This is a genomic window from Brachybacterium sacelli, assembly GCF_017876545.1.
Classification (GTDB): Bacteria; Actinomycetota; Actinomycetes; order Actinomycetales; family Dermabacteraceae; genus Brachybacterium; species Brachybacterium sacelli.
On sequence record NZ_JAGIOD010000001.1, the window covers coordinates 678,841 to 694,198 of the forward strand.

Sequence of the window (15,358 nt, forward strand, 5' to 3'; positions counted from 1 at the left end):
CGCCGCATGCTCGATCCCGTCAAGCTCCGCGTCCTGCGCTCGGTCGTCGAGACCGGCAGCATCCGAGCGAGCGCCGAAGCGCTCGGCTACACCCCGTCGGCCGTCAGCCAGCACCTGTCGACGCTGCGCCGGGAGACCGGCCTGGAACTGGTCGAGCGCACCGGCCGGGGCATCACGGTCACCGCCCACGCCCGGATCCTCGCGGAGGAGGCGGGCACCGCCCTGGACGCTCTGGCCGTCCTCGAGCGCACCGTGAAGGACCTGCGGTCGGGACGCACCGGGACCCTCCGCCTCGGGTACGCCACCTCGATCGCCTCCACCTGGATCCCGGAGCTGGCGCGCGACGTGCGCCGCCGGTACCCGGATCTCGGTCTCGAGCTGGCCCTGCGCGACTGCAGCTGCGAGGACCTCGCCGAGGCCGGGATGGACATCATCGTCGGCGAGGGCACGGCCGACGCCGTTCCGGAGGAGTGGGCCGTCCAGGACATCCTCGAGGAGGGATACGTGGCGCTGGTCGGCACGGGCCACCCGCTCGCCGGGCGGTCGAGCCTCCCGATGAAGGACCTCGCCGACCAGTCCTGGGTGACCGACGACCCGCTGGAGTCCTTCTGGTTCGACCGGATCGGTTCCGCCTGCCGCGCGGCGGGCTTCTCCCCCTGCGTCGACGCGAATCCCAACGATTTCCCGACGGTGCTGGGCTTCGTCGCGACCGGCGACTACGTGAGCGTCCAGCCGTCGGTGATCGCCCAGTACCTGCGACCCGACGTCCTGGCGATCCCGCTCGATCCGCCGGCGCCGCGACGACGGCTGCGGGTGCAGGTGCGCCGCACGGTCGAGCGCAATCCCGCGGCGCGGTACATCGTCCAGCGCATCCACGCCGCCGCCGAACGGCGGGCCCGGGAGATCCCCGGGGCCGTCCACCTCGGGGTCGGTCCGACCGGCGCTCCGTCGCAGGCCGCGACCGAGGCGACGGCGCCGCGGTCGGCCGACGTATCGCAGTCGGCCGGTGTCGCATAGGCCGCCACCACCCGCATCCCGGGCGCCGTCCGGCTCCGATCCCCGGGCGGCGGTTCGGGTGGACAATGGCGCTACGTCGTCGGCGCCGCGCATTCGCAGCGGTGCCCGGAAGGAGTTCTCGTGACCGCATCCGACATCGACCGGCGCATCGTCGATCTCCCCGTCGCGGTCGACCTCACGGAGGACGCCGTGATCCTGGAGGTCGACCTCTCCGGCACCGCCGAGCAGATCTGGTCGCACCTGACCGACCCGGAACTCCTGGCCACCTGGTCACCCATCATCCCCGAGCGGCCGCTGACCGAGGTGGGGCCCGTGCTGTCGCGGGAGACCCCGGAGGCCGACCCCGTGAGCACCGACGTGCTGGCCATGGCCGACGGGCATGCACTGACCCACCGCTGGGGCGATGACGTGCTGGAATGGCTGGTCGACGAGGCCCGGCTGACGCTCCTGATGAAGGTGTCCGCGCCCCAGTACGCGCCGACCTACCTGGCCGGCTGGCAGGTGTGCCTGGCGGTGCTCGACGCGCGGCTGGACGGCCTCGACCAGTCGCGGATCGTGGGCCGGGAGGCGCTCGAGCACGGGTGGGAGCAGGTGCGCGAGCGCTACGCCCAGCAACTCGATCTGCCGGACCAGCCCCCGATCTGAACCGCTCCCCGCCGGGCGAAGTCGGCGCCCCCTGGGCAGCACCCCTCCGGTTCGCACCCGCCGAGGTGGGGTGGGCGCTCCGCCGCTGTGCAGCTCACCGGGAGCGCGCCGTCCCGCCAGGAACGGCTCCGAACCCGCCCGTCGGGGCGGATCAGACCTCGCCGATGCGCAGCTCGACCTCGATCTCGTCACCGACGTCGACCTGCTCGGCGCGCTGGACGACGACCTTGACCGGCACCAGATATCCGCCCTCCCGCGGGAACAGGGAGGTCGTGAACTCGGTGCCGCCTATCCGAGCCGTCGCCGGGATGCAGCCCCACCCGTAGGTGACCTCGCGCGAGATGGCACCGATCGCGTCCGCCTCCTCGTCGGGCACAGGAGCGAACACGAACGGCGCGGGGCCGCGCCACTCGATCGTCGTGGTGGTGAAGAGGAGGTCCACAGCTCGAGCGTAGACCTGAGCCGGGACCTCCGCTGCGCCCCCGGGAGGATCCGTCGATACGATGAAGCCATCGGCGACGGCCGACCACGGGGGCACCGTCGTCGGACCACGAACGCCCCCGGCAGGAGGCTGTGATGAACGACGACATCCGCACCTCGGACTCGCCCATCCCCTATGTCCCCGACGCCCGCGAACTCGGCGTCCTGGTCGGGTTCGACGGCTCCGACCAGGCGGTCCTGGCGCTGCACTACGCGGCCCGCGCCGCTCAGCGTCTCGAGGCGCGGCTGACCGTCGTCACCGCCTACACCGTCCCGCCGATGCTGTACGCCAACATCGCCTCGATCCCCACGGAGCCCGAGGCCGCCGCCCGGAAGGCGGCCGCCCAGCAGCTGCTGGACGAGGCGAGCGAGCATCTGCGCGGCTACCCCGGCGAGGTCGCGATGGGCCTCGAGGAAGGCGACGCCGCCGGAGTCATGGTGCGGCACTCCGCCGACGCCCAGCTGGCCGTGGTCGGAGCCCGGGGACGAGGCGGATTCCTCGGCCGGCTGCTCGGCTCCGTCTCCTCGGCGCTGCCCGCGCACGCCCACTGCCCCACCGTCGTCGTCCCGAGCCGGTACGAGATCGGGACCGGCGAGGGTGCCGCACGTTTCGCCCCCGTCCAGGACGAGTCGCCCGTGGTGGCCGGCGTGGACCACTCCGCGCAGAGCGACGTCGCCGTGCTCCTGGCGGTGCAGGCGGCGCGAAATCGGAGGGCGCCGCTGCATCTGGTGATGGCCATGCCGCCGCCGGAGAACTGGGGTGGCGGCTATGGCATCGCGATCCCCGAGCCCGGGATCATCGAGAAGCACCAGCAGGAGCTCGCCGCGGACCTCACCCGCTATGCCGACACCCTCCGCGAGAGGTACCCGGATCTGGAGCTGACCAGTGAGGTCGAGCTGGCGGATCCGGCGACGCAGCTGGTGGAACACTCCGCCCGGGCGCAGCTGGTCGTGCTCGGCACCCGCGGTCACGGGCGCGTCGCCAGCGCTGTGCTGGGCTCGGTCTCCCGGTCCGTGCTCCAGCGCGCCGAGGGGCCGGTGATGGTGGTGCCCGATCTGGATCCGGCGCGGATCAGGACGGACCGTCGCCGGCCACGATGAACCGACGACGGGCACGTCACGATCGAGCCTGACAACGGCACGACGGGGCGCGACCGAGGCACAATGGAGGCGTGTCCTCGAGTCGCTCTCCCCTGCGCCTGCTGCGCGGGGGTGCTGCCGCAACGCTGGCCACCTCGGTCGCCCTGGGCGGGCACCTGGTGGGCGGCGGCGCGATGCCGTCGTGGCTCGGGCTGCTGCTGCCCTGGTGGCTGTCGGTCGCGGCCTGCACCGTGCTGGCCGGCTCGCGCTTCTCCCTGCCGCGGATGAGTGCCGCCGTGGTGGCCTGTCAGGCCCTGTTCCACGGCCTGTTCACCGCTGGCACACCCGGGGATCCCACCGTGCAGCTGACCGCCCCGCCGGGCTCGCACCTCGACCACGGCGCGCACCTCGCGGGCAACGGTGCGGGCCACTCCGCCCACGCGGCCGATGCCACCTCGCCGGGGGTCGCCACCGCGGCCGAGCACGTCCTGCACGGGGCCCACGGCGACCTGCGGATGCTGCTGTGGCACCTGATCGCCGCACTGGTCACGGCGCTGCTGCTGCACCGTGGCGAATCGATGCTGTGGCATTCGTTCTCCCTGGCCGGGCAGCTCCTGGCCTTTTTCCGTCGGCCGCGCGCTGCCACCGTCGCGCCGACGTTCGCGCTGCCCGCCCAGGCACGGGTGGTGCCCGCGACCGCGCACCTGCGTCCCGCCCGTCGGGCCGTCCTCGCGCCCCAGCTGCGGCGCGGACCGCCCCTGGTCCTGGCCGCCTGAGACCCCGACGCCCTGCGTCGCGCCTCGGGCCGCTCTCCCGGTCGATCACCCCGCGCCGCCCCCTGTGCCCGCGCGGGCCCCTCCGCGCTCCCCGCCGCCCGAGCTCCGTATGCCGGCGGTCCTCGGGAGCACCCCGAAAGGACCTCTGATGTCCCGCACGCACCATCCCCTCTCGTCACCCCCGTCGAGCGCGCTCGCGCCCGTCGGCCTCTCGCGACGGGCAGCCCTCGCCTCCCTGATCGTCCTGCCCCTGGCCGCCTGCGGCTCCGGGGATGCCGACTCGCCCGCCCCGGACACCGGCGCCTCGGGTTCCGACGACGGCGGGGCCGACCCCACCGCCTCCGAGACGATCTCCGTCACCGACCCCTGGGTCAAGGCCGCCGAGGACGGCATGACCGCAGCCTTCGGCACCGTCACCAACGGCACCTCCGGCGACCTCGTGCTGACCGCTGCATCCACTCCCGCCTCGGGGGAGGTGCAGCTGCACGAGACCGCGCCCGACGGCTCCGGCGGCATGAGCATGCAGGAGAAGGCCGGCGGCTTCGAACTCCCCATCGGCGAGGAGCTCGTGCTCGAGCCCGGTGGGAACCACCTCATGCTCATGGACCTCACCGAGCCGCTGCGGCCCGGGGACCAGGTGGAGCTCACGCTGGTCTTCTCCGAGGGCACCGAGCACCAGTTCAGCGCCACCGTCAAGGACTACGCCGGCGCCCAGGAGCACTACTCTCCCGAGGGCGACGACGGCTCGGGCACCTCCGACGCCGGCGGTGAGCACGCCGGGCACGAGGACGGCGAGTGACCCGCGAGGCGGGGAGGTCAGCATCGGGCGAGTCCCCGTCGTCGAACGGGTCGTCGTCGACGAGCGGGACCGCGCCGTCGGGCGGGCCCTCCGTGCGGGAGCCGCGGGACCCGGATTCCGCGCCCCCGAGCCGCCCCGGCCGACGGCAGCTGCTGCGAGCCGGGACCGCCGGGGCCGGCGCCCTCGGTGTCGGGGCGGCCGCCATCGGCCTGGACCGTGCGCTGCGGGACCCGGCGGCCTCCGTCGCCCCGCCCGGGCCGGCTCCGCACGGTGAGGAGACGGTCCCGTTCCACGGCGAGCACCAGGCGGGGATCGAGACCCCGGCTCCGGTCTCGGCGACGTTCCTGGCACTGGACCTGCACGAGGACGTGGACCGTGAGGGCGTCGTACGGATGCTGCGGCTGCTAACCGACGACGCCGCCCGCCTCACCCAGGGGCAGGCGGCCCTGGCCGACACCGAGCCGGAGCTGGCCGAGAAGCCGGCCTCCCTCACGGTCACCGTCGGCTTCGGACCGGGCCTGATGGAGCGCGCCGGGCGGACGGCGCCGGGCTGGCTCACCCCGCTGCCGGCCTTCTCGATCGACGCTCTTCAGGAGCGTTTCAGCGACGGGGACCTGCTGCTGCAGATCGCCGCCGAGGAACCGCTGACCGTCTCGCACGCCGCCCGGATGCTGCTCAAGGATGCCCGAGCCTTCGCCCGGGTGCGCTGGGTGCAACAGGGTTTCCGCCGCGCCCTGGGCACACAGGAACCGGGGGCCACGCTGCGGAATCTGTTCGGCCAGCTCGACGGAAGCGCGAACCCGCAGTTCGGCAGCGAGCACTTCGCGAAGGTGGTGTGGATCGACGAGGGCCCCTTCGCGGGAGGCACCTCGATGGTGCTGCGGCGGATCCGGATGGACCTCGACGGCTGGGACGAGGCCGACCGGACCGCCCGTGAGCAGGCGGTCGGCACGCGCCTGGACGACGGGGCACCGCTCAGCGGCGGCACCGAGTCCTCGGAGGCCGATTTCTCGGCGGTCTCGAAGAACGGCTTCGCGGTGATCCCGGAGTTCGCGCACATGCGCCGGGCGAACGGGGTCGACGAGGGCGAGCACCAGGAGATCTTCCGTCGGCCGTACAACTACGACGTGCCGCCGCCGGCGGATTCCCCGTCGGTCTCGGAAGCGGGGCAGCTGTTCGTCGCGTTCCAGGCGGACCTGCTCGGCCAGTTCGTGCCGATCCAGCAGCGTCTGGCGGACCTGGACCTGCTGAACCAGTGGACCACGCCGATCGGCTCGGCGGTGTTCGCGATCCCGCCGGGCTGCGCCGAGGGCGAGTACCTGGGGCAGCCGGTGCTGGAGTAGCCGATGGTCCGAGCAGCAGATGGCAACCGGTGGCGCTGGTACCGCGCTCGTCCGCACCCCTCGTATGCTGGCCCGACGCTGTGCGTCCACGTATCGCTGCACGAGGGACGCGCGCGACCCATCCGATCCGCAGGAGACAGCCATGCCTCGCTTCAACATTTCCGACGACGACGCCCAGGGCCCTCTGGTCGTCGGGATCGACATCGGCTCCGGCGGCACCCGCGCCGCCGTGTACGACGTCAGCGGACGCGAGGTCGGCAGACTGACCCATAAGGAGACCCACGAGTTCACCGTCGGCGACGACGGAACCAGCACCATCGACGCGGACCAGGTGGTCCAGGAGATCCGCACCGCCCTCGGCGCGGTGCTCGGCGGGGAGCTGCCCGGCACCGTGCGCGGCATCGGCTTCGACACCTTCGCCTCCTCGCTGATCGCGGTCGACGCCGGCGGCAATGCCCTCACTCCCTGCATCACCTACGCGGACACCCGTTGCCACGCCCAGGTCACCGAGCTGGCCTCGCGCCTCGACGTCGATGAGCTCCATGAGCGCACCGGCGCCCGCCTGCACTCCTCGTACACCGCGCCCCGCCTGACGTGGCTGCGCGAGGAGCACCCCGACGTCTTCTCCCGCACCGACCGCTTCATGGCGCTGGGCGAGTACGTGGCGTTCAAGCTGCTGGGCACGCCCGCGCTGGGCACAGCCTCGGCCGCCTGGTCCGGCATGATCGATCGCCGCACCGGCGAGTACGTCCCCGAGCTGCTCGAGGCCGTGGGTGTGGACCTCTCGATGATGGGCGAGGCGCTGGACCCCTCCGACGCGCTGCCCGTCGCCGACACTCCGCTGGCCGCCGAGTTCCCGCAGCTCCGCGACGCCGTGTGGCTGCCGGTGATCGGCGACGGCCTGGCCGCGAACATGGGCATCGGCGCGCTGGGCAGCGGCACCTGGGGCATCTCCACCGCCACCTCCGGCGCGATCCGCCAGCTGCTGGACACCGAGATCGCCAGCCTGCCCAGTGGCCTGTGGGCCTACCGCGTGGACCAGCGCCGCACCCTGGTCGGCTCCGCCATGAGCGACTGCGGCCGCGTGCTCGACTGGGCACGTTTCCAGCTCGGCATCCCCGAGGACATCGCGGAGACCGACACCGAGACCCTGTTCTCGGCGCCGCCGTCGGGTGGGACCCCGCTGGTCGTCCCCTTCTTCTCCGGCGAGCGCGGCACCAAATGGCGCGGCACCTCCCGCGCCCTGTTCGCGAACGTCGGTGCCTCCACCACCGCCGAGGACATGCTGCGCGGGTCGCTGGAGGGCGTCGCCCTGTCGTTCCTGCGCATCGCCGACCAGATGCGCGAGGCCGGGGGCGAACCGGAGCGGATCGTGCTCTCCGGAGGCATGACCGGGGCGATCCCCTCCTGGCTCCATCTGCTCTCCGACGCGCTCGGCGCCCCCATCGATCACGTCGCGGTGTCCCGTTCGACCATGCGCGGCGCCGCGGTGATGGCGCTGGAGCAGGCCTCCCCGGAGACGTCCGTCGCCGAGGTGCCGGTGCTGGGCCGCGTCGAACCCGTCGCCGCGCACACCGAGTACTACCGCGAGCGCCTCGAGCGCTTCGAGAAGCTCGCCGACCTGGCCTGATCCCCGCGGTCAGTCCGCGCCGCCGGCAGCCTCGCGACGGCGCCGGTAGTGGCGCCTCGCCTTCATCCGATTGCCGCAGGTGCTCATCGAGCACCATTGCGCGCGATTGGCGTGGCTGCGGTCGATGAGGAACAGCCGGCACTCCGGATTGCCACATGCGCGCAGCCGCCCGGGATGCTCCTGCTCGAGCTCGCTCCAGGCGATCACCGCCCGGGCCGCGAGGAGCTCCGTCGCCGGCGCGTGCAGCTGCCACTGCAGGGCCCCGCCCTCCATCGTCGGCAGCCGGGAGGAGCCTCGGACGAACGGCGCCAGGACCTGCGGCGCCTCCTCGCCGCGAGCGACGGCCTGCAGGTGGTCCCGGACGGCGCGCACGGTCGTGACCTCGGCCGGCGTCCCGACGCCGCCGCGGTCCCTGGTCCAGGCCGCGGCCGCCTCCTGGTCGCGGAGTGCATCGTGCGGCTCCCCGTGCGTCACCGGCATGGTGTTGAGGAGGTCGAGCAGGAGGTCCTGGTCGTCACTGGAAGTCTTCATCACCCCACCCTAACCCCTTACGCAGATATTGACAGGTTAGCCAGCAAGCCATAGCGTCTCCCTCACCACATCACGCGATCTGAGGGGTTAGAACATGGTCGACATCCACCACCGCCACCGAGTCATCGACGGGCACGAGCTCTTCTACCGCGAGGCCGGCGATCCCGGCACGCCCACGCTCGTGCTGCTGCACGGCTACCCGACCAGCTCCTTCATGTTCCGCAACCTGATGCCGCTGCTGGCCGACCGCTTCCACCTCATCGCTCCGGACCATCTGGGCTTCGGCCTCTCCGCCGCACCGAGCGCCGACGAGGTCGACTACACCTTCGACACCCTGGCCGACCTCACCGAGGCACTGCTGGCCGACCTCGGCCTGGAGCGGTACGCCCTGTACGTCCAGGACTACGGCGCCCCGATCGGCTGGCGGCTCGCCCTGCGCCGACCGGAAGCGATCACGGCGATCATCAGCCAGAACGGCAACGCCTACGAGGACGGTTTCGTCGACAGCTTCTGGCAGCCCGTGCGCGAGTACCAGGACACGCAGAACGCGACAACGGAGGCGGCGATCCGCGAGGCTCTCGGCCTCGAGGCGATCCGCTGGCAGTACCTCCACGGCGTCGACACCCCGAGCCTGGTGGACCCGGAGACCTGGCGTCACGACCACGCTTTGATCTCCCGCCCCGGCAACGACCGCATCCAGCTGGCGCTCTTGCGCGACTACGCCACGAACGTCGCCATGTACCCGCGCCTGCACGAGTACTTCCGCGCCGCCCAGGTGCCGCTGCTGGCCGTCTGGGGCGAGAACGACGAGATCTTCGGACCCGACGGTGCCCGGGCCTTCCATCGGGACCTGCCCGACGCGCAGGTCCACCTCCTGCCCGGTGGGCACTTCCTGCTCGAGAGCACCCTGGACCGGGTCGCCGGTCTCGTGCGCGACTTCCTGGCGAACCTTCCGGCCGACGAACACCCCGCGCACGCCGACACGACGTCCCCGCGCCGCACCGCCGCCGGGACCCGCTCGTAGGGCGGGGCCGCCGATTCTCGCCCCCATCTCCGGAGGAGTCGCGGGCCGCGCAGCGGCGGCCCGACCTTCGGCCCACGCGTGCACCTTTCGGAGGAGGCCGCCGGGTTCATCCCTGGTGATCTCGCCGTCACCAGCACGGATATCTAGCGTTGAGGCGTGCCCATCACCCGGGCATCGACTCGACGAGAGGATCTCCCGTGACCACCACCGACCGGCCCCCGGGCCCGCATCCGCGACCCGGCGCCTCCCGGGCCTCCACGCCGTCCCCGGCATCTGCCCCCAGCACTCATCTCCCCGGCGGGCATCGCGGCGGCGGGCTGCTCGGCGTCATCCGCCGCGGGCCCCTGCTGACCTTCTTCCTCCTGGCCAACGGGCTCAGCTGGCTGGCCTGGCTCCCCTACATCCTGTCGCTGAACGGCCTCGGCCTGTGGGGCTTCGAGTTCCCCGCGATCCTGGGCACCGGCCAGCTGCTCGGCGTCCTGCCCGGTGCGTACCTCGGCCCCATCGGGTCCGCCCTGCTGGTCACCGCGATCGTCGACGGGCGGCCCGGCCTGCGCCGTTGGGCCGGACGCCTGATGCGCTGGCGTGTGACCTGGCGCTGGTACGCCGTCACGCTGCTCACGGTGCCGATCGGCATGATCATCGCCGGCGTCGTGTTCTCGGGCGGGGCGGTGCACGCCCCGTCGGCCGCGGTGCTGGCGGCGTACGTCCCGTTGCTCATGTTCCAGATGGTCACGACGGGTCTCGCGGAGGAGCCCGGCTGGCGGGACTTCGCGCTGGCCCGGATGCAGCACCGGATCGGGCCGCTGCGCTCGGCGTTCGTCCTCGGCCCGCTGTGGGGGCTGTGGCACCTGCCGCTGTTCCTCACCGAGTGGGGCGGCTGGCCGGAGTCGAGCTGGACCCGACCGGTCGTGTTCGTCCTCTTCTGCATCGCCTTCAACGTCGTGATGAGCTGGGTCTTCAACCGCACCGGGGAGTCGCTGCCGTTGTCGATGCTGATGCACGCCGGCGTGAACACCTTCGCCTCCTCGATCGCGATCGACATGTTCCCGTCCCTCGACGCCGAACGGTCCCTGTTGTCGATGACCGCGGTCGCCGTGGTCGCGGCGGCAGGCCTGCTGGTCGCCACCCGCGGCAGGCTCGGCTTCCCGGGCCCTGTGGACGGCGAGCACCACGGGGAGCACCACGGGTCGTCGGCCCCGCGCAGCGGCGAACTAGGCTCTCGTCCATGACGTCCGAGGCCCGAGCCCGCTGGGCGGTCGCCCTCGCGACCGCCCTGGCGTGCTGGGCGTTCACCCTCGCCCTGCTGGTCGCCCTTCCGTCCCTCGCGGCGGCGGAGGCCGGCGGCGCGGTGATCGCGACGCCGCCGGGTTCGGCGCTCTGGTGGTGCACCGCGGTGACCCTCACCCTCCAGTCCGCCGCCCTGCTCGGCGTCCGCAGTCGGCCCCGGGCGGCGCTGTCGGCCGTCACCGGGCTCGCCCTGCTCCTGGGGCTCCTCGCCCCCGGCGTCGAGTACACCCTGTCCCATCTCGGTGTGCTGGTGGCCGTGTTCCTCGCGGCGCCGCGTCGGCCGTGGCAGGAGATGCGACCAGTGCTGGCGCTGACGGCGCTGGCTGTCGCAGCGGGGACGCTGGCGAACGGCCTGCGCAGCGGTCTCAGCACGATGCCGGGCGTGCTCGGCGAGGCCCTCGTGCAGGGCGTCGGCATCGTGGGCATCACCGCCCTGGTCTCGCTGTCCCTGGCCTCGATCCGCACCGCGCGCGAGGCTCAGCGCAAGGAGGGTCAGGCCCTGGCCCGCGAGCGGGACGCCCTGGAGCGCGAGCGGGAGGCGCTGATCCGCGCCACGGCCTCCGAGGAGCGGGCGGCGATGGCCCGCGAGCTGCACGACATCGCCGCCCACCACCTCTCGGGCATCGCCCTGGTGGCGGGCGCCGCGGACCGTCAGATCGACACGGACCCGCACGCAGCGCACGAATCCGTCCGTCAGGTGCGCGCGCAGACCCGCGCCGTGCTCGACGACATCCGCCGAGTGGTGGGCCTGCTGCGGGACAGCGGTCGAGGCGAGCAGGGCGGGCAGGCCGAACGGTCCGTCGAGACCCTCGCGACGATCCCGGCCCTGGTCGAGGCCCGGGCTGCGGCCGGCATGCCGGTACGGCTCATCCAGCGCGCCCCGTCGGGCGACCAGGAGCCCGGGGAGGGCATCGGCCCGCTCGCCCAACTGGTCGCCTATCGGATGGTCCAGGAGTCCCTGACCAACGCCGCCGAGCACGCCCCGGGGGCGCCGTGCCTGGTCACCGTCGATGAGACCGACCCGGACGAGCTCGTGCTCACGGTGCGCGACGAGGGGGCAGATCCTGCGCGGATCAGCGCCGAAGGCACCGGCGGCTACGGGCTGGTCGGCATGCGCGAGCGCGCCGGGCTGATCGACGCACCGCTCGAGCACGGGCCGACAGCCGACGGCGGCTGGCAGGTGCGATTGAGGATCCCGCGCGACCTGACCGGTCTCCCCTCGGCCCCCGGGATCCAGGAGGGAGCCCGATGATCCGCGTGCTCCTCGCCGACGACCAGCCGTTGGTGCGCGCCGGGCTGACCGGCCTGCTCGAGGCCGAGGCGGACCTCGAGGTGGTCGGTGCCGCGGTCGACGGGCGCGAGGCGCTCGCCCTCGCCCGGGAGCTGCGCCCCGACATCGCGTGCCTGGACATCCGGATGCCCGGTCTGGACGGCATCGAGACCACACGTGCCCTCTGCGCCGAGGAGCCCCCGATCCCGGTGCTCATCCTGACCACCTTCGATCTCGACGACTACGTGTTCGGCGCCCTCGAGGCGGGAGCGGCCGGGTTCCTGCTCAAGGACGCCGAACCCGAGGTGATCATCGACGCCGTGCATCAGGTCGCCGCCGGTCAGGGCACCCTCGACCAGTCGCTCACCCGCCGCATCCTGGCGGAGTTCACCCGGCGTCGCAGCCTGCAACCGGTCACGGCGCAGGGCGGCGAGCGCCTGCTCACGCCCCGCGAGCTCGACATCCTGGGGCTGCTCGCGCAGGGCATGTCCAACGAGGAGATCGCCCGGGAGCTGGTCGTGGAGATCACCACGGTGAAATCGCACGTGGCGCGCATGCTGCCCAAGCTCGGCGTGCGCTCCCGCCTGCAGGCCGTGGTGTGGGCCTACCAGAACCGCGTCGTCGAGGTGCCCAGGGAGCTCTGAGCACGTCGCCTCGGCGACCTCTCCCCGGCACCCCGTGCGTCAGGGACGCGGGAGGCGCGTCTCTTCGGCGATCACGGCGTCGACCAGGGAATCGACGGCGGGGACGTCGAGCAGGTCCAACAGCGCGCTGACCCGCTCGGTGGTGTCCTCGAGCACTGCCGCGGCCGCGATCGCCTCGGCCCGAGGATCCTTCACCTCGCCCCCGGCGCGGACCCGATCGGTGACCCAGGCGGTCCAGGCGGCGACGGCCGCGACCTCGCCGGGCGCGTTCTCCGGCCCGCCGAGCTCGGCGATCACCGGCAGGGCGCGCACGGGCAGCTTCGCGGAGCCGTCGGCGGCGATGCGGATCAGGTTGTCCGCCAGGCGAGGGTTGCGGAAGCGATCCTCGAGGGCCGCGGTGTAGGCGTCGAGGTCAGCGGCCGGCAGGTCCAGCGTGGAGCGGGCCTCGGACCACAGCTGCTCGACCAGGGCGCGCACCTCGCGGTGGCCGATCGCCTCGTCGACCCGCTCGAGCCCCGCGACCTGCCCGGCGTAGGCCATGAGGGTGTGGGCGCCGTTGAGCAGGCGCAGCTTGCGCAGCTCGTGGATCCCGAGGTCGTCGGTGAACTGCACTCCGGCGCGCTCCCACTCGGGGCGGCGGCCGCGGAAGCGATCCTCGATGACCCACTCGGTGAAGGGCTCGGTGACCACCGGGACGGCGTCCACCAGCCCGGTGCGCTCGGTGACCAGCGCGGCGGCGCCGTCGCCGGCCGAGGGGGTGATGCGGTCGACCATGGTGGAGATGACGTCGACGTGGTCCTCGAACCAGGCGCGAGCCTGCTCGTCGGCGGGCAGGTTCTCCAGCACGGCCGCACGGAGCGCGTCCCCGTTGCCGCTGAGGTTGTCGCAGGAGACCAGGGCGATCGGGTCCTCGACCCCGGCGTCGCGGCGGGCCTGGAGGCCCAGCGCCAGCCGCGCCGGCGCGGAGACTGCCGGGTCGGAGCCGGCCGCGTAGCCCTTCTCGGTGATGGTCAGGGTGACCACGGCCGTGAAGGGGTCGGCGATCAGACGCACGAGGGCGTCGACGTCGTCGGCCGGATGCACTTCGTCGATGACGTCGACGACGCTGACCTCGTCACCCTCGGCCCCGCGCACGATCAGGCCGTACTGGCCCCGCTGGGCGTTCAGCGCGTCGGCCATCGCGGCGGTGCGGCCGGTGAAGGCGCTGACGGACCAGCCGCCGGCGCGCTGGGTGGCGACCAGGGTGTGGGCGCGGGCGAAGTTGCCGATGCCGAGGTGGACCAGGCGGCCCACGTCGGAGGGCGAGGGGGTGCTCATCAGTGCTTCTCTCCTGCAACGTCGTCGAGGCGGAAGACCTCGCGAGGCTGCTGATCGGGCAGGGTGGCGGCGAGCTCGACGGCGTCCTCGAGACGCATCCGGTGCTCGGCGACCAGACCTGCGAGGTGCGTCGCATCGAGACGACGGGACATGTCGTGACGCGCCGGGATCGAGCAGAACGCCCGGGTGTCGTCGATGAAACCACTGGTGCGGGAGTATCCGATGGTCTCGGAGACGGCACGGCGATAGCGCAGGATCGCATCGGGCGCGTCGATGAACCACCACGGCGCCCCCGCGTACACCGAGGGGTACACGCCGGCCAGCGGGGCGATCTCGCGCGAGAAGACGGTCTCGTCGATGGTGAACAGCACGGTGCGGAAGTTCGGCTCGTGGCCGACGTCGCCCAGCATCGGCGCGAGGTGGTGGACGAAGTCGACGGCGACGGGGATGTCGAAGCCGACGTCGGGCCCGAACTGCTGGAACATCCTCTCGCTGTGATTGCGGTACACCGCGGGGTGAAGGGTCATGACCAGGCCGTCCTCGGCCGCCAGGCGGGCCTGATCGCCCAGCAGATGACGGCGCAGGGTGACGGCCTCGTCGGCGCCGATCTCGCCGGCGCGGGCGGCGCCGTACAGGCGGCGGGCGTCCTCCTCGCTCAGGCGGGCGGTGCCCGGGTCGATGTGGGCGTGGTCCGAGGAGACGGCGCCGTGGTCGCGGAAGTACAGGCGACGGGCGCGCATCGCCTCGTGGTAGCCGTCGTACGTCCCGGTGTCGATGCCGGCGGCCTCGCCGAGCGCGTCGGTGAGCGACGGGAAGTCGCTCCGACCTGCCTCGAGGTACTTGTCGGGCCGGAAGGTGGGGATGACGCGCCCGGTGAAGGCGGCATCGGCTGCGAGGGCGGCGTGCGGTGCGAGGTCGTCGACCGGATCGTCGGTGGTGGCCATGACCTGGATGCCGAAGCGCTCGAAGAGGGCGCGGGGGCGGAACGCGGGCTGGGCGATCTTCTCGGCGAGCGCGTCGTACATCGCGTCGGCGGTGCGCGGGCTCAGCACGGTCTCCAGGCCGAAGACCTCGTAGAACTCGTGCTCCATCCAGTAGCGCGAGGGGGTGCCGGCGAAGGCGTGCCAGTGCTCGGCCAGCAGTCGCCATGCGGCGCGGGAGTCCTTCTCCTCCAACGGGCCGCGGCCGACGCCGAGGTCGGCGAGGTCGACGCCGCGGGCGTGCAGCAGACGGTTGACGTAGTGGTCGGGCGTGATGAACAGCGAGGTCGGGTCGCGGAACGGCTGGTCATCGAGCAGCAGGCGGGGGTCGACGTGGCCGTGCGGCGAGACGATGGGCTGGTCCTTCATCCCGCGGTAGAGGTCGCGCGCGATGTCACGGACGGCGGGGTCCGCGGGCAGCAGGCGGTCGGGGTGGGGCACGTACGCATCGTCGGTCATGGAGCCATCCTCGCGCGGGGACGCCTCATGGGTCCTCCGGTTGTCATCGGTTGCCGCCCAGGTCAGGGCCGAG

Annotated in this window: 15 protein-coding genes; 11 read left to right on the top strand and 4 right to left on the bottom strand. The window is 72.8% G+C overall.

Translation table 11 applies throughout. From position 1 onward, the window contains the following. The first annotated feature begins 6 nt into the window (after nucleotides 1-6). Complete coding sequence (locus tag JOF43_RS02880) at nucleotides 7-1,017, top strand: LysR family transcriptional regulator (protein WP_209898823.1); 1,011 nt, start codon at nucleotides 7-9, stop codon at nucleotides 1,015-1,017. A gap of 120 nt (nucleotides 1,018-1,137) precedes the next feature. Beyond that, entirely contained in the window at nucleotides 1,138-1,662 is a 525-nt protein-coding gene (locus tag JOF43_RS02885; RefSeq protein WP_209898826.1) for an SRPBCC family protein, read from the top strand. 151 nt (nucleotides 1,663-1,813) lie between these two features. On the opposite strand, the gene JOF43_RS02890 is transcribed toward JOF43_RS02885, so the two are convergent. Next, nucleotides 1,814-2,104: a DUF1905 domain-containing protein gene (locus JOF43_RS02890; protein ID WP_209898829.1), complete on the bottom strand. Its 291-nt coding sequence runs from the start codon at nucleotides 2,102-2,104 to the stop codon at nucleotides 1,814-1,816. A 134-nt stretch (nucleotides 2,105-2,238) separates the two neighbouring features. Between JOF43_RS02890 and JOF43_RS02895 the strand changes: the two genes are divergently transcribed. The 5 genes from JOF43_RS02895 to JOF43_RS02915 all read left to right on the top strand — a co-directional run bounded on the left by JOF43_RS02895 (nucleotide 2,239) and on the right by JOF43_RS02915 (nucleotide 7,770). Beyond that, nucleotides 2,239-3,243, top strand: a complete 1,005-nt coding sequence (locus JOF43_RS02895; RefSeq protein WP_209898832.1) for a universal stress protein — start codon at nucleotides 2,239-2,241, stop codon at nucleotides 3,241-3,243. Between the two features lie 71 nt (nucleotides 3,244-3,314). Beyond that, complete coding sequence (locus JOF43_RS02900; RefSeq protein WP_209898836.1) at nucleotides 3,315-3,998, top strand: hypothetical protein; 684 nt, start codon at nucleotides 3,315-3,317, stop codon at nucleotides 3,996-3,998. A gap of 148 nt (nucleotides 3,999-4,146) precedes the next feature. After that, nucleotides 4,147-4,797 carry a copper chaperone PCu(A)C gene (locus tag JOF43_RS02905; RefSeq protein ID WP_209898839.1) on the top strand — a complete coding sequence of 217 codons (651 nt, stop codon included), beginning with the start codon at nucleotides 4,147-4,149 and terminating at the stop codon, nucleotides 4,795-4,797. Nucleotides 4,798-4,889: 92 nt separating this feature from the next. Then, on the top strand, nucleotides 4,890-6,140 hold the full coding sequence (locus JOF43_RS02910) for a Dyp-type peroxidase (protein WP_209903044.1): 1,251 nt from the start codon (nucleotides 4,890-4,892) through the stop codon (nucleotides 6,138-6,140). A 142-nt stretch (nucleotides 6,141-6,282) separates the two neighbouring features. Then, a complete protein-coding gene (locus JOF43_RS02915) occupies nucleotides 6,283-7,770 on the top strand; it encodes a gluconokinase (protein ID WP_209898842.1) in 1,488 nt (495 codons plus the stop codon). A gap of 9 nt (nucleotides 7,771-7,779) precedes the next feature. Here the strand turns inward: JOF43_RS02915 and JOF43_RS02920 are convergent, their stop codons facing one another. Then, on the bottom strand, nucleotides 7,780-8,301 hold the full coding sequence (locus JOF43_RS02920; protein ID WP_209898845.1) for a CGNR zinc finger domain-containing protein: 522 nt from the start codon (nucleotides 8,299-8,301) through the stop codon (nucleotides 7,780-7,782). Between the two features lie 94 nt (nucleotides 8,302-8,395). Here JOF43_RS02920 and JOF43_RS02925 point away from each other — a divergent pair, with 94 nt between their 5' ends. The 4 genes from JOF43_RS02925 to JOF43_RS02940 all read left to right on the top strand — a co-directional run bounded on the left by JOF43_RS02925 (nucleotide 8,396) and on the right by JOF43_RS02940 (nucleotide 12,529). Next, the gene (locus tag JOF43_RS02925; protein ID WP_209898848.1) at nucleotides 8,396-9,325 is read left to right on the top strand and encodes an alpha/beta fold hydrolase; all 930 of its coding nucleotides are present in this window, start codon (nucleotides 8,396-8,398) and stop codon (nucleotides 9,323-9,325) included. Nucleotides 9,326-9,522: 197 nt separating this feature from the next. Beyond that, nucleotides 9,523-10,557 carry a CPBP family glutamic-type intramembrane protease gene (locus JOF43_RS02930; protein WP_209898851.1) on the top strand — a complete coding sequence of 345 codons (1,035 nt, stop codon included), beginning with the start codon at nucleotides 9,523-9,525 and terminating at the stop codon, nucleotides 10,555-10,557. Next, complete coding sequence (locus JOF43_RS02935; RefSeq protein WP_209898854.1) at nucleotides 10,554-11,867, top strand: sensor histidine kinase; 1,314 nt, start codon at nucleotides 10,554-10,556, stop codon at nucleotides 11,865-11,867. Before JOF43_RS02930 ends, JOF43_RS02935 begins: the two co-directional genes overlap by 4 nt. Beyond that, nucleotides 11,864-12,529 carry a response regulator gene (locus JOF43_RS02940; protein WP_209898857.1) on the top strand — a complete coding sequence of 222 codons (666 nt, stop codon included), beginning with the start codon at nucleotides 11,864-11,866 and terminating at the stop codon, nucleotides 12,527-12,529. Before JOF43_RS02935 ends, JOF43_RS02940 begins: the two co-directional genes overlap by 4 nt. Nucleotides 12,530-12,568: 39 nt before the next feature. On the opposite strand, the gene JOF43_RS02945 is transcribed toward JOF43_RS02940, so the two are convergent. Then, a complete protein-coding gene (locus tag JOF43_RS02945; protein WP_209898860.1) occupies nucleotides 12,569-13,846 on the bottom strand; it encodes a mannitol dehydrogenase family protein in 1,278 nt (425 codons plus the stop codon). Next, nucleotides 13,846-15,285 carry a glucuronate isomerase gene (gene uxaC / locus JOF43_RS02950; RefSeq protein WP_209898863.1) on the bottom strand — a complete coding sequence of 480 codons (1,440 nt, stop codon included), beginning with the start codon at nucleotides 15,283-15,285 and terminating at the stop codon, nucleotides 13,846-13,848. Before uxaC ends, JOF43_RS02945 begins: the two co-directional genes overlap by 1 nt. Nucleotides 15,286-15,358: the final 73 nt, after the last annotated feature.